General features: G+C 49.5%; 23 protein-coding genes and 1 pseudogene. 20 read left to right on the top strand and 4 right to left on the bottom strand.

The features are described 5' to 3' along the window. Together J4G02_13400 and J4G02_13405 are read left to right on the top strand one after the other, a co-directional pair. On the top strand, nucleotides 1-702 hold a 702-nt coding region (locus J4G02_13400; GenBank protein MCE2395572.1), incomplete at its 5' end, for a hypothetical protein. A 30-nt stretch (nucleotides 703-732) separates the two neighbouring features. Then, nucleotides 733-927, top strand: coding sequence for a PD40 domain-containing protein (locus J4G02_13405; GenBank protein ID MCE2395573.1), 195 nt, complete (start codon nucleotides 733-735; stop codon nucleotides 925-927). A 107-nt stretch (nucleotides 928-1034) separates the two neighbouring features. On the opposite strand, the gene J4G02_13410 is transcribed toward J4G02_13405, so the two are convergent. The 3 genes from J4G02_13410 to J4G02_13420 all read right to left on the bottom strand — a co-directional run bounded on the left by J4G02_13410 (nucleotide 1035) and on the right by J4G02_13420 (nucleotide 4164). Next, nucleotides 1035-1664 carry an HAD-IA family hydrolase gene (locus J4G02_13410; protein ID MCE2395574.1) on the bottom strand — a complete coding sequence of 210 codons (630 nt, stop codon included), beginning with the start codon at nucleotides 1662-1664 and terminating at the stop codon, nucleotides 1035-1037. Between the two features lie 40 nt (nucleotides 1665-1704). After that, nucleotides 1705-3069, bottom strand: a complete 1365-nt coding sequence (locus J4G02_13415; GenBank protein MCE2395575.1) for a glutamine synthetase — start codon at nucleotides 3067-3069, stop codon at nucleotides 1705-1707. Between the two features lie 147 nt (nucleotides 3070-3216). Further along, entirely contained in the window at nucleotides 3217-4164 is a 948-nt protein-coding gene (locus J4G02_13420) for a Gfo/Idh/MocA family oxidoreductase (GenBank protein ID MCE2395576.1), read from the bottom strand. 277 nt (nucleotides 4165-4441) lie between these two features. On the opposite strand from J4G02_13420, the gene J4G02_13425 reads away from it, so the two are divergent. The 9 genes and pseudogenes from J4G02_13425 to J4G02_13465 all read left to right on the top strand — a co-directional run bounded on the left by J4G02_13425 (nucleotide 4442) and on the right by J4G02_13465 (nucleotide 14707). Then, nucleotides 4442-4813 (top strand): hypothetical protein, encoded by a 372-nt coding sequence (locus J4G02_13425; protein ID MCE2395577.1) that lies wholly within the window; start codon nucleotides 4442-4444, stop codon nucleotides 4811-4813. Nucleotides 4814-4820: 7 nt separating this feature from the next. Then, a complete protein-coding gene (locus J4G02_13430; GenBank protein MCE2395578.1) occupies nucleotides 4821-5684 on the top strand; it encodes a phytanoyl-CoA dioxygenase family protein in 864 nt (287 codons plus the stop codon). Between the two features lie 26 nt (nucleotides 5685-5710). Continuing rightward, the gene (locus J4G02_13435; protein MCE2395579.1) at nucleotides 5711-6739 is read left to right on the top strand and encodes a Gfo/Idh/MocA family oxidoreductase; all 1029 of its coding nucleotides are present in this window, start codon (nucleotides 5711-5713) and stop codon (nucleotides 6737-6739) included. A gap of 77 nt (nucleotides 6740-6816) precedes the next feature. After that, nucleotides 6817-7883: pseudogene (locus J4G02_13440) on the top strand (cation transporter). Between the two features lie 39 nt (nucleotides 7884-7922). Continuing rightward, nucleotides 7923-9464: a hypothetical protein gene (locus J4G02_13445; GenBank protein MCE2395580.1), complete on the top strand. Its 1542-nt coding sequence runs from the start codon at nucleotides 7923-7925 to the stop codon at nucleotides 9462-9464. A 65-nt stretch (nucleotides 9465-9529) separates the two neighbouring features. Continuing rightward, on the top strand, nucleotides 9530-11764 hold the full coding sequence (locus J4G02_13450; GenBank protein ID MCE2395581.1) for an ABC transporter ATP-binding protein: 2235 nt from the start codon (nucleotides 9530-9532) through the stop codon (nucleotides 11762-11764). 70 nt (nucleotides 11765-11834) lie between these two features. Then, a complete protein-coding gene (locus J4G02_13455; protein ID MCE2395582.1) occupies nucleotides 11835-12905 on the top strand; it encodes an Ldh family oxidoreductase in 1071 nt (356 codons plus the stop codon). A 197-nt stretch (nucleotides 12906-13102) separates the two neighbouring features. Further along, nucleotides 13103-13399 (top strand): hypothetical protein, encoded by a 297-nt coding sequence (locus J4G02_13460; GenBank protein MCE2395583.1) that lies wholly within the window; start codon nucleotides 13103-13105, stop codon nucleotides 13397-13399. A gap of 264 nt (nucleotides 13400-13663) precedes the next feature. Continuing rightward, nucleotides 13664-14707 carry a sugar kinase gene (locus J4G02_13465; protein MCE2395584.1) on the top strand — a complete coding sequence of 348 codons (1044 nt, stop codon included), beginning with the start codon at nucleotides 13664-13666 and terminating at the stop codon, nucleotides 14705-14707. Nucleotides 14708-14777: 70 nt separating this feature from the next. Here the strand turns inward: J4G02_13465 and J4G02_13470 are convergent, their stop codons facing one another. After that, complete coding sequence (locus J4G02_13470) at nucleotides 14778-15419, bottom strand: nitroreductase (GenBank protein MCE2395585.1); 642 nt, start codon at nucleotides 15417-15419, stop codon at nucleotides 14778-14780. Nucleotides 15420-15740: 321 nt separating this feature from the next. On the opposite strand from J4G02_13470, the gene J4G02_13475 reads away from it, so the two are divergent. From J4G02_13475 to J4G02_13515, 9 genes are all read left to right on the top strand, one after another. Continuing rightward, nucleotides 15741-16502 (top strand): aldo/keto reductase, encoded by a 762-nt coding sequence (locus J4G02_13475; GenBank protein MCE2395586.1) that lies wholly within the window; start codon nucleotides 15741-15743, stop codon nucleotides 16500-16502. A gap of 80 nt (nucleotides 16503-16582) precedes the next feature. Then, nucleotides 16583-17749 carry a peptidoglycan DD-metalloendopeptidase family protein gene (locus tag J4G02_13480; protein ID MCE2395587.1) on the top strand — a complete coding sequence of 389 codons (1167 nt, stop codon included), beginning with the start codon at nucleotides 16583-16585 and terminating at the stop codon, nucleotides 17747-17749. A gap of 48 nt (nucleotides 17750-17797) precedes the next feature. Then, on the top strand, nucleotides 17798-19240 hold the full coding sequence (gene gatB, locus J4G02_13485; GenBank protein MCE2395588.1) for an Asp-tRNA(Asn)/Glu-tRNA(Gln) amidotransferase subunit GatB: 1443 nt from the start codon (nucleotides 17798-17800) through the stop codon (nucleotides 19238-19240). Continuing rightward, entirely contained in the window at nucleotides 19233-19625 is a 393-nt protein-coding gene (locus tag J4G02_13490) for a hypothetical protein (protein MCE2395589.1), read from the top strand. The genes gatB and J4G02_13490 overlap by 8 nt, the downstream gene beginning before the upstream one ends. A gap of 5 nt (nucleotides 19626-19630) precedes the next feature. Continuing rightward, a complete protein-coding gene (locus J4G02_13495; GenBank protein MCE2395590.1) occupies nucleotides 19631-19915 on the top strand; it encodes a hypothetical protein in 285 nt (94 codons plus the stop codon). 478 nt (nucleotides 19916-20393) lie between these two features. Continuing rightward, a complete protein-coding gene (gene rlmN, locus J4G02_13500) occupies nucleotides 20394-21479 on the top strand; it encodes a 23S rRNA (adenine(2503)-C(2))-methyltransferase RlmN (GenBank protein ID MCE2395591.1) in 1086 nt (361 codons plus the stop codon). A gap of 12 nt (nucleotides 21480-21491) precedes the next feature. Then, on the top strand, nucleotides 21492-22490 hold the full coding sequence (locus J4G02_13505; GenBank protein ID MCE2395592.1) for a phosphotransferase: 999 nt from the start codon (nucleotides 21492-21494) through the stop codon (nucleotides 22488-22490). Between the two features lie 163 nt (nucleotides 22491-22653). Beyond that, nucleotides 22654-23031: a VOC family protein gene (locus tag J4G02_13510; protein MCE2395593.1), complete on the top strand. Its 378-nt coding sequence runs from the start codon at nucleotides 22654-22656 to the stop codon at nucleotides 23029-23031. 174 nt (nucleotides 23032-23205) lie between these two features. Next, nucleotides 23206-23814, top strand: coding sequence for a WGR domain-containing protein (locus J4G02_13515; protein MCE2395594.1), 609 nt, complete (start codon nucleotides 23206-23208; stop codon nucleotides 23812-23814). Nucleotide 23815: the final 1 nt, after the last annotated feature.

Raw genomic sequence — 23815 nt, forward strand, 5'->3', positions numbered from 1 at the left:
GAGCATGTCTTGGACTTGGCGCGGGAATTGATACAGTTCTCCATTGCAGGAGCGATTGAAGACCCGTTGCGCACACACGATTTTGAAGGGTATCGCATACTGCGCGATAAATGTCCGCTGCCGATCTACTTCCACCATTTGCCGTTGGGTGGACGGGAGGCGCTGATGGGACTTGCGGACGGTTACATGCTGGGTCATGCACCCCCTGGACAGGTCATCCAACGAGCAGGACTGTTCGAAGCAGCGAATATACCGTTCATGATGCAGAACACGGGCGGCAACATCACGCGAGCGTTTATCGCGCACATGGCGGCGGTCTTCCCGATGGCGACACTTCATCACGTCACCGGCACCCACCTGTGGGAAGAAGACGTCGTAACGCCGGCGTTGGAGATCGCTGGTGGAACAGCGCGTGTGCCAGAGGAGCCGGGGTTGGGTGTGACACTTGATCGTGATGCACTTGCCCATTGGGCTGCAGTTGAGCCAGATCCGTTACCACGCGCCTTGATAACGATTCAATATGCAGGGCTTGCGCCAATTTACGCACGGCTGCCAGTCCGTTCTGTGGGCGATGGTCTGGGCACCGGTCCAAGTTTTATAGATGGACACGGTCCCGGTTATAATCAGCCGGTTGATATGTACTTCTGGGACGACGATGGCTCTGCGGAATTCGCTGAAGCGTGGGAACGCACCGGGGATTGAATGACTTTGAGAGGAGAGGAGGTACAACAGATGCAACGGAGATACACTCTCGCATTAGCTACGGTTGTCCTCTTGACGCTGATGATAGGCGTTGATGCACAGGCACAGATTGCCTTTGTGTCTAATAGATCTGGGAACTGGGACATCTACGTGATGGATGCTGATGGTGGGAATCCCCAAAACCTCACTAATAATCCTTTCGCACATGACCGTCAACCTGTGTAGTATCGTCCTACGTTTTCAGTTGGGCCTGTGGGCAAGCAATTCACAATGTGGAGTTGGGTCAAACAAGGCACCCAATAATCCTTTTTCACCGCTGAGCACTAAAGCATTTATAGGGGAATCAATCTTCCTAATTCTCGAATACTCGATAGGATGTAATTTGGTGCCGCTGCCTTCAGTTGTGCTTCTGTCTGAGATCCTGTCAACACAGCGACTGTCCAAGCACCGGCGTTCTTCCCCTCTTGAACATCAACCACAGTATCCCCAATCTTGATAACCTTGCTTCCATCTGTGATGTTGAGCCGTTCCATTGCGTCAAGGATCATCTTCGGGTTGGGACGTCCTACACCGATTTGATCGGCACTTCCTACATAGTCGAGCAGCCTCTCGTCCAGCCAGCCTAGTTGGGAGACACTTCCGACTCCAACATAAATATCCTTGGATTTGAGGTGTCGGAAAAGCTCGGTTGCGCCGTCAATTTCCGAGATACTTGAAAGGTTGCTTTCCAGCTCATGAAGAAAATAACGATATATACTATCACCGATGCGCTCGGCATCGGCGGGAGATAGTTCCGCAGCCTCTTTTAGAAGGGTTTGGATAGCCTCAGACTTCTGCTTCCCCCGATGCTTGTTAATTGGATCTGGAGCGAGTTCAATCCCGTGCTTCGCAAAGGCATGCATCATGCTGACAACCATTAGCGGATGTCCATCAACGTTATCGTTGACAGTAGTTCCAGCCATGTCGAACATTGCTAACTGAATTGGTTGGGAGAACATAGTATCAGATAATCTCAAAGTATCGCTTGAGTTCCCAATCCGTTATGGCGCGATGGAATTCCGTAATTTCATGCTCGCGTGTGATTATGAAGTGGTCCACGAACGCATCACCGAGGCAGGCGCGACTGATTTCGCTATCTGTCAACAGATCTGTCGCTTCCGCCAACGATCTTGGCAAAAGTTCAAACCGCCCTTGAGGGGCATTGTAGGCGTTGCCCTCAAACGGCTCACCGGGATCGAGCTGATTCTCAATCCCGTATAACCCAGCGGCGAGGCTTGTCGCCATAGCGATATGTGGATTGCCATCGGCACCGGCTAGCCGATATTCGGTCCGCGTGGATTTAGGGGAGGTGCCGGGAATTGCACGAAGGGCGCACGTTCTATTTTCTATTCCCCAAGAGGCGCTGGTCGGTGCCCATGCACCGGGGACTGTCCGCTTGTAGGAGTTGATTGTCGGACAGATAAGCGCCATCATTTCGGGCATTGCCGCGATCTGTCCCGCGATATAGTGCTTCATCGTTTGAGACATGCCTGATGCATCTGATTCATCGGCAAATAGATTCGTGTCGCCTTCTAAATTCCATAAGCTCTGGTGTAGGTGGCCGCTGCAGCCGGGGTAATCTAAACTCCACCTTGCCATGAAGGTTGCGACGAGTCCGTGTCTGGCTAAGATTTCTTTCACGCCTGTTTTGAACAGTGCGGCTTTGTCTGCGGCGCTGCAGGCGGTATCATAGCGAATCGCAGTTTCATACACACCGGGCCCTGTTTCCGTATGTATCCCTTCTAGTTCAACGTCATATTCCTTCATCCCATCGACAATTGCGTGAACATAATCCGCAGCTGCAGATGCCCGTAACACACTATAACCGAACCAACCGGGCGAGAGCGGCGTCATGTTCTCAAATCCTTTATCCTCTAGGGAATGGGGTGTCTCTCGGAAGATGAAGTATTCATACTCTGCTGACATGAACGGCTGGAATCCCATATCGTTCGCTTTGCGGACGACTGTTTGGAGTAGTTGACGCGGGGAAACCGTAAGCGGTCGATCCTCGGTCTCGTAAAAGTCAAGCAAAAACAGCGCTGTGTTCGGCTCCCAAGGCATTGCGCGATATGTACTCGGATCAATCTTGGCAAGGAGATCCGGATACCCAGTATGCCAACCTGTGACGGTCGGTTGTTCGTAGAGTTGATCAATCATATCCCAACCGAATGTCACATCACAGAAGCCTAAACCCTTTTCGATGACAGAAAAAAATTTGTCGAGCGAAATGTATTTGCCGCGCATGACGCCGTCAATATCGAAGCCAGCGAGTTTAATCTTCTGAATTTTGTCGCTTTCAAGGTGTGCTTTAATCTGATTTATTTCCATAAAGCTCTTCTTCCACATTAAAGCGAGGGGTCCAATTTCTGCCGAAACTCAATTGACAGACATAAGATGTTGAGGTATTAGCCGATGGTGTCCGATACCGGCTAGCGCTATAACTTATTTCCCGTGCATTTAGTGATCCCTAACGTTCTACGAGTCCGGTAAAGTTCCCTCGATTTGATCAACAAGGTGAATCGAATGAATCGCGTCACGAAGATCGCTAATCGGGACTTTTTTGTTACGGACGCAGTCTACGAAGTGTTCGTGCATTGTCAGGACACCTTCATAGCGAGGTGTATCCCGCTCGTCAACGTTGTCAACCTCCCAGCCGCCCATCGTGTGGCTCTGGTTGTCTTCGTGAATTTCGATCTCCGCTGGGATCTTCATGTAGCACCCGATCCCCACGCCGTGAAGCTCTGAACGAAGCACCCGCCCCCCTGACGCGCGATTCCCAAGCAACACGCCTGTTACATCGTTATCAAAGCGAACAAGCGCGGTGTAACAGTTTCGGCTTTCGCTGCCGAATTTGTCCCGATACGCCGTCACCTCAACAGGTTCACCCCCTGCCATATATCGCAGAAGATCGATAACGTGACACACATCGTTCCAGAGTGTTGTCGTGAACTCCTTGCCGTCACCACCGAGAATTTGCTTGTTGAAGGTGGTTATCGCTGTAGAGACAGGTCCTTTCTCCGCCACACGCCGCATCGCCTCACGGGTCACTGCGGCGTAACGGCGTTGAAAACCGACCATTGCATAGACATCGTTTGCGATTGCAGTGTCGAGCAGCTGCTGCGTCTCATCGCTGTTGGCACCGGGCGGCTTTTCGATGAAGATATGTTTCCCCGCGTTGAGGCAATCGAGCGCGGGTTGCAATATCCACTCCTCGCGCATCACGCAGTAGATAATATCCAAGTCAACGCTATCAAGCATCTCACGGTGATTTGCGAAGGTATGCTGGAATTCATATTTCTTGGCGACCTGATTCAATCGTTCTTCGTCAAGTTCGCATACCGCGGGTAGTGCGCACCTTGACTTCGACCGCCAGCACCGATAAATCCTGCCTTTAACATGTTGATTCCTTTCTGAGGTCTTGATCTAAGCAGTTGAGTAGGACTATTATTAACCAATAGTGATCGTTTGCAACTGTTGATGTGTTCTCCATTCAAAGACCAAAAGTGGAACGTGGAAATAATGTGTCCATTGTTTCATCGTCGTTATATTTCGGGAATCGGCGAAGCACCGAGGGGGCAGAGTATTTTCTTATCGTATCACGTTTTCTATTGGCAAGGCAAATAAATTCGTGTATAATGCGGCAGAGAGATAATTGGAACTTTTGTCAGTAGAATCATAACCTTGAATGAGGGAAAACTCGATGACTGAAAGGCAGAAAGAGACCATAGAGGCACTAGTGACGGAACTCCAACAGGAGACACTGACGGAAGCGAATCTGCGCAAGGGAATTGCGGACATTGTTGGGGCAGACAGTCCGAAACGGCAGGATGTCCTCTATCTGCAAGCGGTAACCACTTCCCCCGGAGCGGCGGTGGTCGGTATGCTGCTGGTTGAGGATGGAGAACTTCGTGAGGGACCGCCTAATCCAGAGGATTGGCCCTATCAGACAGTGCTAGAAGCTGTCCAAGATGGCTGGCGGATTATTTCTTTCCCGAATATGGCACTGCTTGCTGTCGATGAAAAAGAGTTCTACGGCTTGGGCGCTGAATTCATTCTTGAACGCTGGAGGTAAGTAAATCATGCGAATATCAGAACGGAAAACCTACGACTATGAACCGACGATGACAGACACTCAGGTACTAGAGTTCTGCAAGAATGGGTATCTGATGCTTGAGGGTGTTGTCCCCGATGATGTTAATCGCAGGGCGATGAAATACTGCGACCAGCACTCCAATATGGAGCCAAGCGGTATTCTGATGGAAGATTGGTTCGTTGAGAACGTGATAGTTCATCCGGAGGCTGCTGGTGCTGTGCGTTCCCTTCTGGGGGCTAACTTTCACCTACCAATATTGATGAGCAACCATCGTGTGCAGTGCCCCATTCAGACTGTGGGTGGATGGCATGTGGACGGTAACTATCACTACACGCACGAAATCAACTTTTTGCAGGTTTTCTACTACCCACAGGATACGCCCATTGAAATGGGACCAACGCAGATTGTTCCGGGCACCCATCTTGTGCGAAATAAAGCGAGGTTCATGGGACATTTGGCTAGCATCAAGGGTGCTATTCCCACTACCGCACCCGCCGGTTCCATCTTCCTGACCGTATACCACATCTGGCATCGCCGCGGACCGTCAACAGCTTCAGGCATCCGCAACCTACTCAAATACTTCTACTGGCGTACGACTCCCCCGCAACGGGACTGGGTAACCGAACCAGACTTCGATTTTGCGACCGCTCAATACACTGGTCCTGGCGGGGCGTATGTGGAGCAGTTCCGCGACACAATCAAGGTGTCGGAGATGTTCTTATGGCTCTGTGGTCGCCACAAGTCGTTCCAGAATCTAGGTGGGCAAAGCTGGCCCCTGCCCGCAGATCGGAATGACCTTCCCTACGGCTTCCCTGCAGGATTGCCTCAACCCCAATCTGTTGAGTTGTAAGAAAGACCAATATAACGAGGTGAACGATGAGCAATGAAAAATTACGGGCAGGCGTTATAGGTTGCGGCTTGGGATCATATCATGGATATGCCTATGCCAATGCCTCCGAATTTGAACTTGTCGCAGTCTGCGACCTGAAACCCGATGTTCTCGACAACTTTTTCGAGCGTTCAAAGATTACACGCGGCTCAGTCCGTGAGTACAACGACTATCACGCCATGCTCGAAAAGGAGAATCTGGATGTCGTCAGTGTGGCAACGCCGGACGATTACCACACCAACCCGGTCTGTGACGCATCGGACGCTGGGGTCAAAGGGATTCTCTGTGAGAAACCGCTGACAATCAACCTTGGAGACGCGGATCGGATTATTGAGACGGTCGAGCGGAACGGGACCAAGATGTCAGTGGATCATACGCGGAGTTGGTTGCCACTGTACCAAGCGGTACGAACTGCGGTTCGGGAAGGTGAAATCGGCGGACTGACCCGTATTATCGCACACATGGGAGGGCGTCGGTCAATGCTTTTCCGTAACGGCACCCACCTCATTGACGCGGTCTGCTACTTCGCCGATGCAGATCCGGTTTGGCTCATCGCCGCACACGAGCAAGGCTTTGAAGACTACGGCATTGAGTACAAAGGAGAAGGCGGGAGAGATCCTGACCTCGATCCAGCATCCTCGATTTTGATTGAGTTCTCCAACGGGGTGCGCGGCATCGTGAACAGTGCTAAGATGACGCCCGCCGGTTGCGAATTTGATCTCCAAGGGCCGAATGGTCGCTATGTTTTGAACGACAACCATTGCAAAGCGTGGAAGACAGATCAACCTGAAGGGACAGCAACGGAAGCATCGGCACCCCAAGGCGAAACCTACGGAGACTTTTTCGGCGATAGTTTGATTCATCCTGTCCGGGAACTCGCCCAGATGGTTTGGAACGATGTGCCGAGCAGTTCGCCGCCACGCCGCGCCCGACATACACTGGAGATTATGCTGGGGGCATTGCAGTCACAATCACAGGACAGCGCGAAAATTCACTTACCTTTGCCACGAGACTAAGAACACTTTGGAAACGAAACAACCATTCAGGGGGTGTTTGTCTAACACGCTCACTAACCCGTAGGAGGTGGCTCCTAATGTTTAGGAAAAAAGCGCGCCAGCATCATGACGAACATGACCACCATCACGATCATAGTCATGACCACGATGAACACCACGACCATGAGGAACACGATCATCACGGTCACAGCCACGACCATGGGGAACATGGTCATACACACGGCGTCGTCGACCCGTCCATTATAACCACGGAGCGAGGCATTTGGGCAATAAAGTGGTCCTTCTTAGGATTGATGGTAACCGCACTGTTACAGGTCGGCGTGGTTGTGATTTCCGACAGTGTTGCACTACTCTCTGACACGATCCACAACTTTGGCGACGCAGCGACTGCGATTCCGTTGTGGATTGCTTTCTCCTTCGCCCGATTAAAGCCGAGCAAACGGTTTACCTACGGCTACGGGCGCGTTGAGGACTTAGCGGGTATCGCGATCGTGCTTACGATACTGTTCAGCGCAATTTACGCAGGATATGAATCAATCAACCGCTTCTTTAATCCTAAAACTGTTGGACATCTTTGGGTCGTTGCTGCCGCATCGGTGATCGGTTTTATAGGCAATGAAGGGGTTGCAATATTTCGGATTAAGGTTGGAAAAGAGATTGGAAGTGCTGCTCTCGTTGCGGACGGTTATCATGCGTGCTAGTGGGAGTGATCGGGATACGGTTCGTCCATCCACTCGCAGATCCCATCGTCGGAGTGCTTATCACCATCGCAATCTTTGGCATTGTGTTGCAGTCGGGAAAAGCGGTATTTACGCGCCTATTGGACGGCGTGGAAGCTGACGTAATTGATGAGATAAATCATGCTGCCCACCACGTTGAGGGGGTTGAGGAGGTAACAGATGTTCGCAGCCGTTGGATCGGGCACCGCCTACATGCGGAAGTGAATATCGCTGTGCCACCGCACCTCTCTGTCGCTGAAGGGCATACGATAGCGAAAGAGGTTCAGCATCAGCTTTTTCATCACCTGAGTTATCTTTCTAGAGCGGTCATCCATATTGACCCGGTCGAGGAATCTGGCGAACATCACCACAGCATCATAGAACATAGCCATGACGATTTACCGACCCACTCGCATGTCGTGTAGCGCACAGATTGGGACATAGTCCAAAGGAGAAAACAGTAGATGCAGCATCTTGAACCGGTAGATATGTTGAATCATATTCGGCTGGGATTGAATTCGCTTGTAGGTGGACTTGATCCGACAAATAAGCACATGCCGTATTGGTCTATCGGCTTTGCTGAAGGAGAATTGGGGGCGTTTCGTCACTCTGGCGCATGGGACTGGTGTCACGATGTTGCCAGAGCCATTCATGCTATCGGTATGGTGGAGCGTGCTACGGGGGAATGTGTGGATGAGGCTATCTGGACGGATCTCGCAGATCTTCAGATTGCTCTGTTCGATGAGGCGGACAATCTACCCGGCACAGCGGATAACGATACCGGTGAACGTTTTGTCCATCTTCACAACATACGGGAATCTACCCACGCCCTGAATGGTCTCATCCCCCGCGGCGACGAACGGGCGCGAGAATGGAGCCGGCGGATGATTCGGACCGTCCGCGCTGCGCTGACTGACGATGGAGCTATCCAACTCGACCGCCTTCCTTCTTACGTCTTAGACTATAATCACCAGCCATCGCAAGAAGGTCGCGCCGTTGATGCGCTGGTCCGGAACTATCGCATCACAGGCGATGAAGTTGCCTTGGAGTTGGCAGGACTTATGACTTCCTACGCGCTGGAACACTGTTTTACGCCCGAAGGCGCACTCAAGGAAGAAGCAGGGACACACGGTCATTCCCTCAACGCCATAGTCGCCGGAATGCTTGACCTTGCGCTCCTCACCAACGATGCAGATCTGTTGAACAGAGTCAAAGCCATCTACGACGTTGGCTGCCCACGTTTCAACAGCAGTTTTGGTTGGTCCATGGAATCGCTGCATAAATTTCATCCCCGCGGCGAATCCAACAACACCGGCGACCTACTGCGTGCCGCGCTACTTTTAGGGCACGCCGGTTGGGCAAACTACTTCGAGGACGCCGAGCGTATACTCCGCGGACATCTCCTGCCTTCTCAGGTTATTGATGTAGACGACCTGCCCGATGATCCTGATGAAACAGATGATAGTCTTCATCGTCGTGCCTCACGCCTGCGTGGTGGCTTCAGTTTTCCAACGCCCAATGATTACCTCTTGCGTCCAGACGCCACTATCACAACGTATGATATTACGTCTGGCGCCGTGGACGGGATGTGTGAAGCGTTATCATCCATCATTACTTCAGACGCTGCGGGCGTCCGCATCAATCTGCTATTCAGCCACGAAGCGGAAGGGGGGCGCCTGACCAGTCACCTTTCCCGAACAGGACGCCTTGAAATTGAGAACCGAAGTGGACGACCGCTGCTCGTGCGTATCCCGTCTTGGGTGAAAAAGAAAGAGGTTCGTCTAGAAGTAAATGGTGTGGAATCTCAGAAGATATTCAACCAGTCATATTTACTTATAACTGGCAATGAGATTCCTTCATCAAGTATTATTACTTTCCCAATGCACGAAGCACGGACGGTGGAGAGTATATGCTTTGAAAACTACACCATTGATTGGCGGGGCGACCAGATTGTTGCTATGTCGCCACCCGCGAAACATCGACCGATGTTTCCACCGTGTGAATAACACCCCAAGGGTCCATCATCTAGAGTAGAAAGTGCGGCTGTTTTTACCGCGGATTGGATGAAGTTATGATGAGATTGCTCGAACAGATGCCGGATACAGTCAGCCAGAAAATTCAGGATGTGCTGACTCACGAAGAAGAGGAACTCATTCGTGTGTCCACAGATCTAAATCCTGATGGCACCTTTGGAGAGCAGTGGCTCATCGCTACAGATAGGCGCGTGATTGTGGTGCCTGCAGAAGGAGTCGACGGGGTTGTTGACGTACCCATCAGGGAATTAGCGGCTGTTCAGACCGAATCCTTAGTCGGTGGCGGGCGCTTAGAAATCGATCGGAAGAAAGAGGCGACCCTTTTTGTTCCCTACTCTAGCTCGCTTGCAGAAAAATTCTCTGAGGTGGCACTTGGACTTGAGCAGCTCCGCCAGCAAGATGAATTTTTGATTAGCACGGAACTTGACCAGACACGGTGCTCCAAATGTGGTAGGCTGTTACCTGAGAAGAACGGAATATGCACAGCGTGCATTCGTCGGTTGGCAACGCTGGGACGAATTGCTAGTTATTTGATACCCTATAAGGGGCGCGCTGTCCTGTTGGCACTCATCTCACTGGTAACTATCGGTGCAGATCTTCTCCCACCGCTAGTGATGCGGCAGATTGTTGATAATGTCTTCCTGCTACAGGGGGAAACGGTTCGCAGCATAGATCAAAGGGCAGCACTTCTGGGACAGTGGATACTTGTGTTGATTGGCCTTCGCATACTAAGTTGGAGTATGGAGCTGGCACACGGATGGATAGTTAGTTGGTTAAGTGCACGGATGACAGCGGATATCCGAAGCCACCTTTATCGACGGTTAGAGATGCTTACCATGCAATTTTACTCAGACCGTAGGGTAGGCGCTCTAATGTCTCGTGTCACCCGGGACAGCGACATGTTACGGGAATTTCTGGTTAATGGGCTGCCCTACTTGGTAATCAACATCCTGAAGATTCTCGCTATACTCGGTATTCTGTTCTGGATGCACTGGCAGCTGACTCTTTGCATGCTACTTCCCGTCCCTTTCATCATAATCTGGGGTAGGCTCTTCTGGCGACGTATGCGACGAATCTTCAACAAGCATGGCCAGAGTTGGGCGCATCTGAGCGCACGATTAAACGAGGCATTCGCCGGTATCCACGTCGTAAAGGCTTTCGCGCAAGAGGTCCGGGAAATAGGAGACTTTGAGAAGAAGAACACCGATTTGATGCGGATTTCTAGGAGAACCGCACGTCACTGGCTTGTGTTTTTTGCAGTGACCAGCTTTCTGACCGGATGTGGCGGAATAATCATCTGGCTAGTTGGGGGATCGGACATGCTTCGAGGCAACTTAACTCTAGGCACCCTCACAGCGTTTTCTGGTTATATGTGGCAGGTCTACGGCCCCTTAGAGTGGCTTAGTCGCGTCAACAGCTGGATGACACGGGCTTTTGCCGGCGCAGAGCGTATTTTCGAAGTCATTGATGCGTCACCCGAAGCTTACGACGATCCAGAGGCAACTGCACTGGCAGAAATAAAAGGACAGGTCACCTTCAAAGATGTAACCTTTGGCTATGACAAGAGCAAACCGGTCCTTCACGAAGTGGACCTTGACGTTGCTCCCGGGGAGATGGTTGGGCTCGTAGGCAAATCCGGAGTAGGCAAGACAACCACCGTGAACCTAATCGTCCGTTTCTACGATGTAGACCGTGGCGCCATTGAAATCGATGGTGTGGATGTACGCAACCTGCGTCTAGAAGACCTACGCAGTCAGATTGGTATCGTGCTGCAAGAGCCATTTCTCTTTAGCGGAACAATTGCCGAGAACATCGGATATGGCAACCCGGGTGCCACCTTCGAGGAGATCATGCAGGCAGCACAGGCGGCGAATGCACATAATTTTATCGTGGCAAAGGCGGATGGTTACGACACAAATGTCGGAGAACGGGGAAACAGCCTGTCAGGTGGAGAGAAGCAGCGCGTTTCTATCGCACGCGCCATCCTCCACAACCCAAAGATTCTTATTTTAGATGAAGCGACCTCGTCGGTGGATGTCGAGACCGAGAAAGAGATTCAGGAGGCAGTTGCCCGGCTAGTCAAAAATAGGACGACCTTCGCCATTGCTCATCGACTGTCGACCCTTCGGAACGCTAACCGGCTGGTCGTCCTTGATGCAGGACGAATTGTAGAGGTCGGTACACACAGTGAATTGATGGCCAAGAAGGGGGCGTTTTATGATCTTGTAGAGTTACAACAACAGACCTCTGAAATTATCGGAATCAGAGAATGACGGCAGCTAACTTAACAAGTTAGACTAAGCAACATTTTTCACTTATTAACTCATGAAAGGAATACCAATTATGGCAACAACACATAAACTTCAAGCAAGTCATTTGCATTCTATCACGCGACGGATATTTGTCGCAGCAGGCGCAACCCGCCACATCGCTGACGATGTGGCAGAAATTCTGGTCAACGCGAACCTCGCTGGCCACGACTCACACGGAGTCCTTCGCATCCCCGCATATCTGCGCAGCATTGAAGGTGGTGGAATTGTTCCGAATGTGGAGCCTGAAGTTGCTAGGGAAACCGCGAATACCATGTTTTTCGATGGGAAAAACTGTTTCGGTCATTACATCGCTCGACAGGCGATGAACCGTGCAATTGAGAAAGCAAAAGCAGCAGATATTTGTAGCGTAAGTATCGTTAATACCGGTCACATTGGTCGCCTGGGTGAGTATGCAGAAGCAGCGGCAAGCGCGGGATGTATTGGTATTATTACGACCGGTGGAGGTGGGCGAATGCAGGGAATTACAGTGCCCTTTGGCGGTGCTGGCGGTGCAACAGGCACCAACCCGATTGCCGTAGGTGTCCCAACCGGTGACGATGCGCCGTTTGTCATTGATATTGCCACAAGTATGATTGCTGAGGGCAAAATCCAAGTCGCACGGAGCAAAGGCGAAGATTTGCCTGAAGACCACATAGTGGATAAGAACGGAAATCCGAGTGTCAAACCTGCGGACTTTTACGATGGCGGATTCCTCCTACCGTTTGGCTTGCACAAAGGTTACTCAATCGGCTTGCTGGTTTGTTTGCTTGGAGGACTATCTGGCACTTTTGATATTGAAAAAGGCGCGATGGGCGGCTGTTTTATGCAGGTGATAAATGTCAACTCGCTGACGCCGTTGGACGAATATCAACAGGGCGTGCGTGCTTTCCTAGATGGCATCAAGTCGATCCCTCCTGCACCGGGCTTTAACGAGGTCCTTGTCCCCGGTGACTTTGAACATCGGAATCGCGTCCAGCGTCTGGCTGACGATATTGAACTCCCCGATACTATCCATCAGCAGATTTCGGAGTGTGCAGAGAAACTAGGTGTTTCAATGAGCGAAGACGCTGTTGAACCTGCCGACGCAGAACGATATGAATGAAGTGTCAAACGTGATGTGTGAAACGTGAAAACCATTATTCATTGGTGTCGTCAGGCCAGGAGGAGCAGTTTACTGGGCTTTAAAAAAACAGTGCAAAGCACAAAGAGAAACCGAGTTTTTTCAAAACCCGGTTTCGGTTGCACGATTTCTGTACATGAGCGTTTGACGCAGTTTGAATCTGAACAGGCTAACTGATTATGCTATTTTTCATCATCTGGATTATCTGTATACCGCTGGTTATCTGGATTGTTCTGCAGATTATCTCGAGACGGAAAGCGGGAGGAGAAGTCGAGCCCAGCGTTCAACTTGAGGAATGTGCACTCTGCCATGAGGAATTTCCAATGAACGTGCTGCTAGAGAAGGAGGTCGGCGGCTATAGCAGACTCTACTGCTTTTGCGGCAATTGTATTGAACAACTACGCCGCGAATACCAAGCAAAAGTAGAACAAAGAGATGAGGAACATGAACAAATCAGTGAATCCACGAATGCATAAATTGAGTTCAAGTATTCATTAAACTACCTAAGTTGCTAGATAACCGTAGTCGGGCCAGTCGCGATTCGGATATCGCTCCTACAGTATGTTTTTTGTAGGAGGGAATTCCAATTCCCGACTCTTGCACCTGTTTCTGGTGATTAGTTTATCGACTAGCAACTTGCGTTAAGCTGATAAATACTCGAACTCAGTCTGCTCGGATACATCATACAATTGAGGGTTCAACCTGATTTCATCGGAGTAGATTCCACAAAGGAGGTTGATATGTACGATTTAGTTACATTTGGCGAAGCGATGGTACGACTCACTTCGCCCGAGTTTAGGCGGCTTGAGCAGTCGTCAACGCTATTGATGGACGCCGGCGGGGCGGAGTTGAATGTCGCAGTCAATGGGGCTCAGTTAGGACTACGCACCGCATGGGTCTCTCGCTTGGTTGATAACTGGTCAGGAAAATTCATCGCTAACAAAGGACGTGAGTTAGGCGTCGATACGTCCCATATTGCGTGGACACCGTTTGACGGCGTCGGGCTAGAACGGAACGGATTCTATCATGTCGAATTAAGTGCGGGCCCCCGCGCTAGCACCGTTACCTATGACCGCGGTTATTCAGCAATCTCAAATATCCAACCCGGCGAAATTAATTGGTCACAGATTTTTGATGGTGCCCGTTGGTTCCATCTGAGCGGCATCACTCCGGCACTATCTGAATCCGCAGCAGCGGTAGCGAAAGAAGCACTTCAGGCAGCACGTGCCGCAGACGTAAAAACGAGTTACGACCTAAACTTCCGATCCAAGTTATGGAACGCAGAACAAGCACAGGCTGCGAATCGTGAGATGATGGATCACGTCTGTGTGCTCATCGGTAACGAAGAGGATTTTGAGATGGCACTCGGATTCAAAGCAGAGGGTACAACTGAAAGTTTCAGCCAACTTGATCCGGAGAGTTATAAAGAGGTCGCACAACGGGTTTGTGAGGCATTCCCCAATATCGAAATGATTGGCACAACCCTGCGCGACGCAAAAACCGGTTGGCTGAACGATTGGCGCACGCTTCTGTTCGACGGATCAGACTTCTACCTATCGCGCATCTACGAAAATCTCGAACTTGTTGATCGCGTCGGCGGCGGTGATAGTTTCTCCGCAGGATTGATCTATAGCCTGCTCAGCGGCAAATCACTTCAAGAAGCAGTTGATTTCGGTGGTGGCTACTCCGCGCTTGCGCATACCTTTCCCGGTGATTTCAACTGGGCAACTGCCGAAGAAGCTGAAAGCGCAATGCAGGCGGGTAGTGTTAGGATTCGGCGATAGGTTTTTGGAATAACCCGGAATCGTCGGAACAGGTGAACTTCATCTCATTGAAGGTTAGCTCATCGGTTCTTCAATCCGTCCATCGGATTTGTTCACTCACGGGTTTCCGCTCATGCGTGGGCACTTCAGCCGGATAACCCATATAATAAAATCCGATGATATACTCACAATCGGAATCAATACCGAGTAGATCGTAGGTATTTTGCTCCAGCGTGATTGCGCCGGTGCTCCACTGCATCCCGACCCCTCGCTCCCAACCAGCCAGTTGAATGTTCAGCATCGCGCAGCAGGTTGCAGCGTAGTCTTCGCGCTTGCGTTGTTCGTCGCCATCTTGAAGACACGAAACCGCCACAATTGTCGGTTTGGACGTGAACTTCTTGAAGCCTTGCTCTCCTGCCTTGGCAAGGATTGCTTCATCCGCAGCCGCAGCCGCTTTTGGGTTGGACGTAATTTTTTCGATCTGGATTTCACTATACCGTTCAGCGAGGATTAGCTTCGTTTCTTCACCAATGACAGTGAATCGCCACGGCTCGGTTAGGTGGTGATTGGGACTCCAGATACCTGCCTCAAGAATCTCTTCGAGAACATCTTGGGGCACTGGATCCGGCTTAAACTGAAAAATCGTTCGGCGAGATCGGATTGTTTCTGTAACAGGGAATCTCTGATCGGTCGGAACAGAGCGTATCTCAGTGCTCAAAGTATCTTGACTCATCATTTCCTCCTTTTTTTGAAACTGAGACTCATTTTCAATTACAGGCTTGAAAAAATTATAAACCCACAGAGAATATTTGTCAAGAGGTTTTTCGCAAAAAAAATGTAGGTAACTAGAAGTTGTGTAATACGTTTTTCAAGAATAAAGGTTAGCAATTCCGGCTCAATTCGGTCTCAATAACACTATCCCTCTAGCTAGTGAGAGCATTTCGGATTTCTGTGAATAGGGTTGACCTCACCAATGTCGTGTGATATACTGTCCGCAAAAATAAATCAAGCACAAGATAGTATACAGCCATCTTTAACCTAAAGGAGTCATTTAATGCAAGTTGTCGATCTTGGCAGAACAGGGCTGCGAGTTTCGCGGCTTTCGATTGGAACAGGTACGCACGGCTGGGGTGGAAAATCGGATCAGACGGCACTAGGATTGAAAGGATTGGTCGACCTCCTCCACTTTGCCCACGATCAGGGTGTAACGTTTTGGGATGCCGCAGATCAATACGGCAGCCACTCCTACATCAAGGAAGCCCTCAAGGGATTGGATCGGTCATCAGTTGTTATCACATCAAAAACTGTTTCGCGCACTAGAGAATCGGTTGAAAATGATGTCAAACGCTTCTTGAAGGAAATCGGATCGGACTATGTGGATATTGTATTGCTGCACTGTCTCACCGAATTCGATTGGCCCGAGCGCTATCCGGACGCGATGGAAGCCTTAGAGCGGTGCAAAGAACAGGGACTCATACGTGCGCATGGCGTTTCATGCCACGATTATGGCGCGTTCCAAACGGCTGCCATGACCAAATGGGTCGAAGTTGTGTTAGCCCGGATTAACTACACTGGCGTCCACATGGACGCATCACCGGCTGATGTTATACGGACTATGGAACAGATGGCAGCATTTGGCAAAGGTATCTATGGAATGAAGGTACTTGGACAAAGCAAGTTAGCCGAGGAAGATGGCCCGAAGCAAGGTATTGAGTTTGTCATGGGGCTGCCTTGTGTACACGCAATGACAATTGGCATGACTAGCCGGAGCGAAGTTGAAGAGAATGTTGCAATTGTCAATGAACTTGCTGATTAATTCAAGTCGCCACTTATCTCCTGTAGTATGAGCCTACTGAAATTTTGGAAGTCTTTCCCCTAACTATAAGGAGTCACGTCTTGAAACTGTTTGATTTGAAGATTTTAAGTCCTTTTGTCTACATCATCGCTGCGAGTCTCCTTCAGGTTCCCGCGCTACTCCTAGCGCAAAATCCGGAGCAGACGGAACAGTGGCAGCGGGAACATGAAGAGAAGAAGGAGGAGAAGCGTAGCCTAGAAGAACAAAGAAACACGATTATCCAAAAGGAACAAGGGATCTTACAGAAACTACAAGAAATTGAAACCAAGTTAGCCACTAACAAAAAAGAACTCGCCCGGTATCAACAAGAGATTGAAAATCATACACTTGAGGCTGCGGAACTTCAAAGAGAATTAGAGGAGTTGCTCTCTCAAGACAAGGAACAAAAGAAACGTGCGATAAAGCGGATTAGTGCGATTTACAAGCTAGGCTACAATAAGGAAGATGAACACTTCTTGAGGATATTGTTTGGTGCTCAGGATATGCAGGATCTTGTGGAAAAGTATAAGTATATGGGGGTTATCGCCGAAGCAGATCAAGATATGTTAAAGGAGATACAACTTCGACAGAAAGAAATTGCACAAAAATCCACTGAAATTGTTCACCAAATCCAATTAGCAAAGGAAGCAGAGAAAGCAAAGCAAGCGGAACGTTTACTCCTGCTCGCCCAAGAACGGAGACGCCAACAACTCCTACATAAGTACCGGACAGAGAAAGGAACTCATAACCAAGCGTTAAAGGAGTTAAGAGCTGCTGTTGCACAGTTGGAGGAACGACTCGGAATCGCCAGTGATGAACATCTTACAAAACAGGCGCAGGCGATTAAAAGCATTCGGCCGGCCCTGTTTGGCAAACTCCCTTGGCCCGTCGTCGGGGTGATTGTGCGGAGCCAAACGCCCACTGACCGTGGTATCACCATTAAAGCAAAGAAGGGGAAACCGGTGCGGTGTGTTGCAGATGGTATTGTTGCAGACTCCGAATCAATTATAGGCTATGGTAACACAGTTGTCGTTATGCACGGGAATGGATACATCTCCCTTTATGCGCATCTGTCAGATATATCTGTGAAACGGGGTGATATCGTTCAAGCGAAACAGGTCCTCGGAACCGTCGGCGAAACCGGATCCCTGATTGGTTCAGTGCTTTACTTTGCGCTTTGGAAGGACTATGAGCCTTTGAATACGCGAAGATGGTTACAAGAAAGATGAGTTAATATCAATCGGTTTTTCAATCGACATCCCGATTGGGGAGAAGACATGGCATACAAATACGAAACCGTTATCGGTTTGGAGATTCACGCTGAATTATCGACAAACAGCAAACTCTTTTGCAACTGTGAGGTTAAGTTTGGATCCGAGGCAAATACGCAAACCTGTCCAATCTGTTTGGGGATGCCCGGTGTGCTGCCTGTGATGAATCAGCGGGCGGTCGAATTCTCAATCCGTGCCGCTTTAGGCCTGAACTGCAAAATCGCGTCTTACAGCAAATTCGATCGGAAAAATTATTTCTATCCAGATTTGCCCAAAGGTTACCAGATCTCACAGTATGATCTACCCCTCGCCTACGACGGTTATGTCAATTATGAACTGGATGGCGAAACGAAGCGTGTTCGCATTAATCGTATTCACTTAGAGGAGGATGCCGGAAAGTTAGTCCATGCGGATGTGACAGGAAATCCAAATCAGAGCTATGTAGACTTCAATCGTTCATGTGTGCCGTTGTTAGAGATTGTTAGTGAGCCGGATCTCCGCACCCCCGCAGAAGCAATTGTCTACTGGCGCGCTGTCAAAGAAATTCTAGAGTATGTCGAAGTCAGCGATTGTAACATGGAGGAGGGAAGTTTCCGATGTGATGCGAATATCTCCCTGCGTCCTGTCGGCAGCAAAGAACTAGGAACACGAACGGAGTTAAAAAACAAAAATTCATTTCAGCATGTGTTGACCGCCTTGGAATACGAAGAGAAACGTCAAGCACGGCTTCTCGATCAGGGCGAGGAAGTTGTCCAAGAAACTGTACTGTTTGATATCAACACCGGCAGGACAGCACCCATGCGTAGCAAAGAAGAAGCTCACGATTATCGCTACTTTCCTGAACCGGACCTTGTTCCTTTTGAGGTAGATGGAGCAGAAGTTGAATGTATTCGAGCATCGTTGCCGGAACTACCCGCCGAGCGCCGCAAACGTTTTGTCGAAGAGTACGATATTCCTACCTATGATGCAGAATTTCTCACCGCCACACGACAGATAGCAGACTTTTTCGATGAAACAGCACGTCTCAGCAGTGATCCAAAGTCGGGCAGTAACTGGATCATGGGTGACTTGTCGGGGCTGTTGAACAATGCAGGGATAGAGATTCAGGAGGCTAAAGTAACGCCCGCTCACCTCAGCGAACTGATTCAGCTAATTAAAGATCAGACAATCAGTGGTAAAATTGCTAAATCCGTCCTACCCGATGTCTTTGAAACCGGCAAAACTCCAAAACAGATCGTTGAAGAGAAAGGGCTTTCGCAGATTTCCGACGTGTCTGCAATCGAGTCAATCGTCGATCAGGCCATCGAAGAAAATCCAGGTCCTGCACAAGATTACCGAGATGGAAAGCAGAAGGCAATCGGTTTCCTCGTCGGTCAAGTGACCCACAGATGGCCAACCAACTTTTGCGACAAAAACTTGACGGGTAAGGCACCAACAAACAATGGCTGAGATTGCCAACATTTTGCAGGTAGACACACCGTCTGGTAGTTCTCAAGTCATCCTTTTTATTCCGAGTAAAGATCGGGATGGTCATGAAATTGATCAGGTGTATTGGGTTGATGAAAGCTTGAGTGTTGTTGGTCGGCTCTTTCGAGGAGGCACTGCTTTCCCACCCGGTAAAGGTGTGTGGCGCGATGATGCACGCGGTGAACAGCTTCTTTTTGAGACCACTGTAATGGTTCTTTCGTTTGCTGATCCTAACGACTTAACCGAATTTGCCTTATTAGAACTGAAAGCATTTTTGATGCGTTTAGGGCGAGAAACCAATCAGGGTGAAGTCGGTGTCGTCATAGATGGGATCTATTACGGTTTTACCCAATTTACGGAGGAATAGCTACAATGTCGAAAACGAAACAGACTGATCATTTGAAGGAGCTTTTAAAGCCCGACATTGTCATTGATTTGGAGAAACGGGTTACCAATCCATTCGATCTCCTCCAACTTCAGGAGCAGCTCAATCAAATTTCCGACGCGTCTGCAATCGAGTCAATCGTCGATCAGGCTATCGAAGAAAATCCAGGTCCTGCACAAGATTACCGAGATGGAAAGCAGAAGGCAATCGGTTTCCTCGTCGGTCAAGTGAAGATGGTCAACCAGCTTTTGCGACAAAAACTTGACGAGTGAGGAACCAACAAACGATTTGCCGGAGAAGCCCCGGTTCAAAGCAGTTATGACAATCCAAGACACCTTTCACCAAGGTGCTGTGGCTTGTGCAATCCATTCAGACCATGCAATCGGGTTACTAGCCACAAGTTATCAATCTTGCTGACAAGATCCCTTCCTTTAGGTTGGGGATGGTAGTCAGCCAAGCCCCGTTAGTTAGCCAAGAAATGTTGAAATTACAAGTGAAATATGGTACAATTCGTCTTTAGAGGTTGGGTATTCCACTTTCTATTAGTAGGGGTCAAATTCACAATAGTTAGGATATGCCGACAGGTATTGGAATCCCCTATAGCCTCGCCAAAGTTCCCGGTGACGGGAGTGGGCAGGGCGTTGTCCATTGCGTTAGCGATATGTAAGACGGACTTCGGTTCGCAGTCGTGTTTGACCGCACAATTATAAGAATCCCCCCTTGAGGGTGTGGGAGTACGTCAATAATACCATGACAATACAATCTCCACAGACAGACAAAATCAACTTGAAAGGGTTGACACTGCTTGAGCTAGAAAATATAGTGATACAGTGGGACGAACCGAAATATCGTGCGAAACAACTGATGTCATGGATGTATAGCAGACGGGTGGAGACATTCGAGGAAATGACCAATTTGCCGCACAAGCTAAGACAGACGTTGGCAAGTCTCGCTTACATCAGCGGTGCACATGTCCTCACGCGCACAACTTCCAATGCCGACATGGCAGTCAAATACTTGTTTGAACTCACTGATGGCAGTCAGGTCGAAAGTGTCTTGATGTATGACCAAGATCGTATCACGGTCTGTGTTTCATCACAGGTAGGGTGTGCGATGGCGTGCGACTTTTGTGCGACTGCGAAGATGGGATTTTTCCGCAATTTAACAGCGGCAGAGATTTTGGATCAATTGATAGCAATCGAACGCGAACTAGACGACGAAAAAGGTGTGACGCATGTTGTGTTTATGGGGATGGGGGAGCCGCTAGCAAACTATGATCAGACCGTGAAAGCAATTCGCTTGATGACGGATGCAAACGGGTTAGGAATATCTGAAGGGAAGATTACCGTTTCCACCTCCGGTTTAGCCCGACGGATGCGACAATTCACCCACGAACAGCTTAAGTGCAATCTCGCTCTCTCGTTAAACGCCACAATAGACGAAGTCCGCACACGCTTGATGCCCATCAATACTAAATACCCAATTGATGAAGTCCTCGATGCCACACGGGAATGGGCGCTCGCCACGCAACGACCTGCCACGCTTGAATATGTCCTGATCCGCGGTGTGAATGATAGTGTTGGAGACGCGAGACGCCTCCGTAAACTGATGGGGCGACTGCCGTGCAAGCTAAACCTTATCCCCTTCAACGAGATTGAAGGTGCCGATTTTCAACGTCCTGAACTCGATCAGATTGAACAATTCCGTCGCATTGTCGCAGACGGTCACCATGTCGCACCGATCCGGTTCAGTAAGGGTAGAGATATCGCCGCCGCCTGTGGTCAACTCCGAACAACTTACGAAAAGCAGGGCGTGATGCTGCCGCAGGTGTCATAGCAAACTCCCATTATGCTTTCTGATCTTGCCACCGCTATTCAGGTATCCATCCGTCAGAACTACGACCTCACCATCGAGTCCGCGACACCAATCGGCACCGGCGCAATGAGCACAACCATGCGTCTTGCAACCAATCGGAAAACATTGTTTCTGAAAATCTATAAGTCAGCGCGGAATCAGAAGTCCCCTGCACAATCCGACCTTCAACGAATCGCCTTCACGCACGCTGTCCAAACCTTTCTGCATCAGAAAGATTTTCCTGTTCCTCGGTTATTGCCGAATAACAGTGGAGAAACGTTCAGCATATGCGACCAGCCCCCGAAAATAGGGGAGGTGTATGCCCTCTCTGAATTCATTGAGGGATCTGACTACGACGTTGCGAATTCGGAGCAGCTGCGGACATCGGGGGCAATGCTCGGACGTTTACACCAGCAACTCCGCCAACTTCAACCCCAGATCCAACTTGCCAGACCTCCCCTAGAAACCGAGATTTTTATACAACTGCAGGAGCGTTTATCCCGTCTCCAACCCATTGTGGAAAAATATCTGGTGTCACCAACCCAAATTGATTCATGGATTCAGGAGGTTGAAGTTCTCAAGAGTTCGGTGGGTGCACGACACGATACACAATACGGACAGGAATGGCTCATACACGGCGATTACCGCGCCCAAAATCTCAAGTTTGATGGTGGGACTATTCGCGCAATTCTAGATCTGGATACCGCTTGCCCCGCGTTCCGTCTATATGATCTGGGTTACGCGCTGGTCTTCTTCCCCGCCGTTTATCAAGATATCCCTCTAACCTCAAATCAGCAATCTATATTTCTGTGCGCCTACGAAAGCATCTGCCCATTATCTGAAACCGAAAGGGCTATGCTTCCCACCCACCTGCGGCTTGCCTTCCTACGCGGGCTGACGCTCTGGTTGGATCTGTACTATTTTGCCGGAATGAGCGATCGAACACGCCCCTGGATCCAAGGGTATCTGCAACACGCACAATCTCTTTTCTAATCCGAATTTCATCCAGATTCAAAAGCAAGCTGAGAGAATTTCTGGGCACCAACAGAGAATTATATTTACATCCGCTCTGCTTTTAGTCTATAATAATCCCTGTATCAGGTCAAGATATAGTCTTCGACCAAGACAACATTTCATTCTTTAGGAGGATATAAAAATGGGATACACATTTCATCACGTTCATCTGCGTTGTGAAGATGTTGAAGCAGCCGTTGCTTACTACGAAAAGATGCTCAATGGCGAAGTTACGGAGCGGGTAGAGGTACGCGGTTTGCCAATCGTTCGGATGAATATTGGTGGAGAGAAAATTTTCCTTTCACCGAAATTTGGTGACATGGAAGTGGAACCGACCAGCGGCAATCCACGCTGGGGCGTTTATCAATTGGCGTTTGGAGTAGAAGACCTCGATGCCACCCTTGCAGAGATGGAAGCAAAAGGGGCCGAGATTGAAGATGCTAAACCGTCTGGCTTACCAATCGCTTTCGTCAAGGGTCCAGATAACGTGCAGATTGAACTCATTGAGGGAACGGTCTAGCTTTTGTGGACTGATACCCCTAGAGGCAGTATCACACAGAAGGCAAACTTCTTCACATGAAGGATTAAAAAGTTTGCCTTCCTCTACTTCCCACCTAAGATATACCAATGAATCAATCGCTTTGAGAAATCTGCCGGAAAACGACCAACTTTCTTGAAAAAAGGAGAGTAATAGATGAGATTGGAGTTTTACACCGCCGGCGTTTCTCAAGCGAGTTTCTTGGATTGGAAGGCGCGACTCTTGGAAGACGCACAAGCAGCAGGGCTGGAGGTGGCACACTCCTCAATCCAAGAGACGCCGGAAATTCTTCGAGAAAGGCTGCCAGTCGTTTTGGATGAACTTTGTTCAATCCCTGAACAGCGGGTACAATTTCATTCGGCAGACGAAAAGCAGTTGTGCACCTTCGCTTATACAAATTACCAGTCCCGTATGAATAGAGACTGGAATGCCTCCCTCTATTTCCCTTCAAAGGAGGCAATTTTCCTTCCCTTCGATGACAAATTACTTTCAAGGCGAGTTGCACACCTCTACTATCAGGAGGGAACATCGGACAAGGTCTATCATCTTTACCTTGCTCAATCGTTGACGGACAATGGTTACTCTGTCATTAGCCGCTATGGTCGTCGTGATGGAGGTCTTCAGCAAGCGGAGAAGGTGTTTGACTCCCACCTTGAGGCAGCTGAAAAGGAGTGGGCCCGACTTCACCACGACAAGCTTCAGAAAGGGTATCAGGTCGGACACCCAACCCCGCCCCAACAACTCAAATTGGCTTTGTCTTTCTAAT

The organism is Candidatus Poribacteria bacterium, from assembly GCA_021295755.1.
Taxonomy (GTDB): Bacteria; Poribacteria; WGA-4E; order WGA-4E; family PCPOR2b; genus PCPOR2b.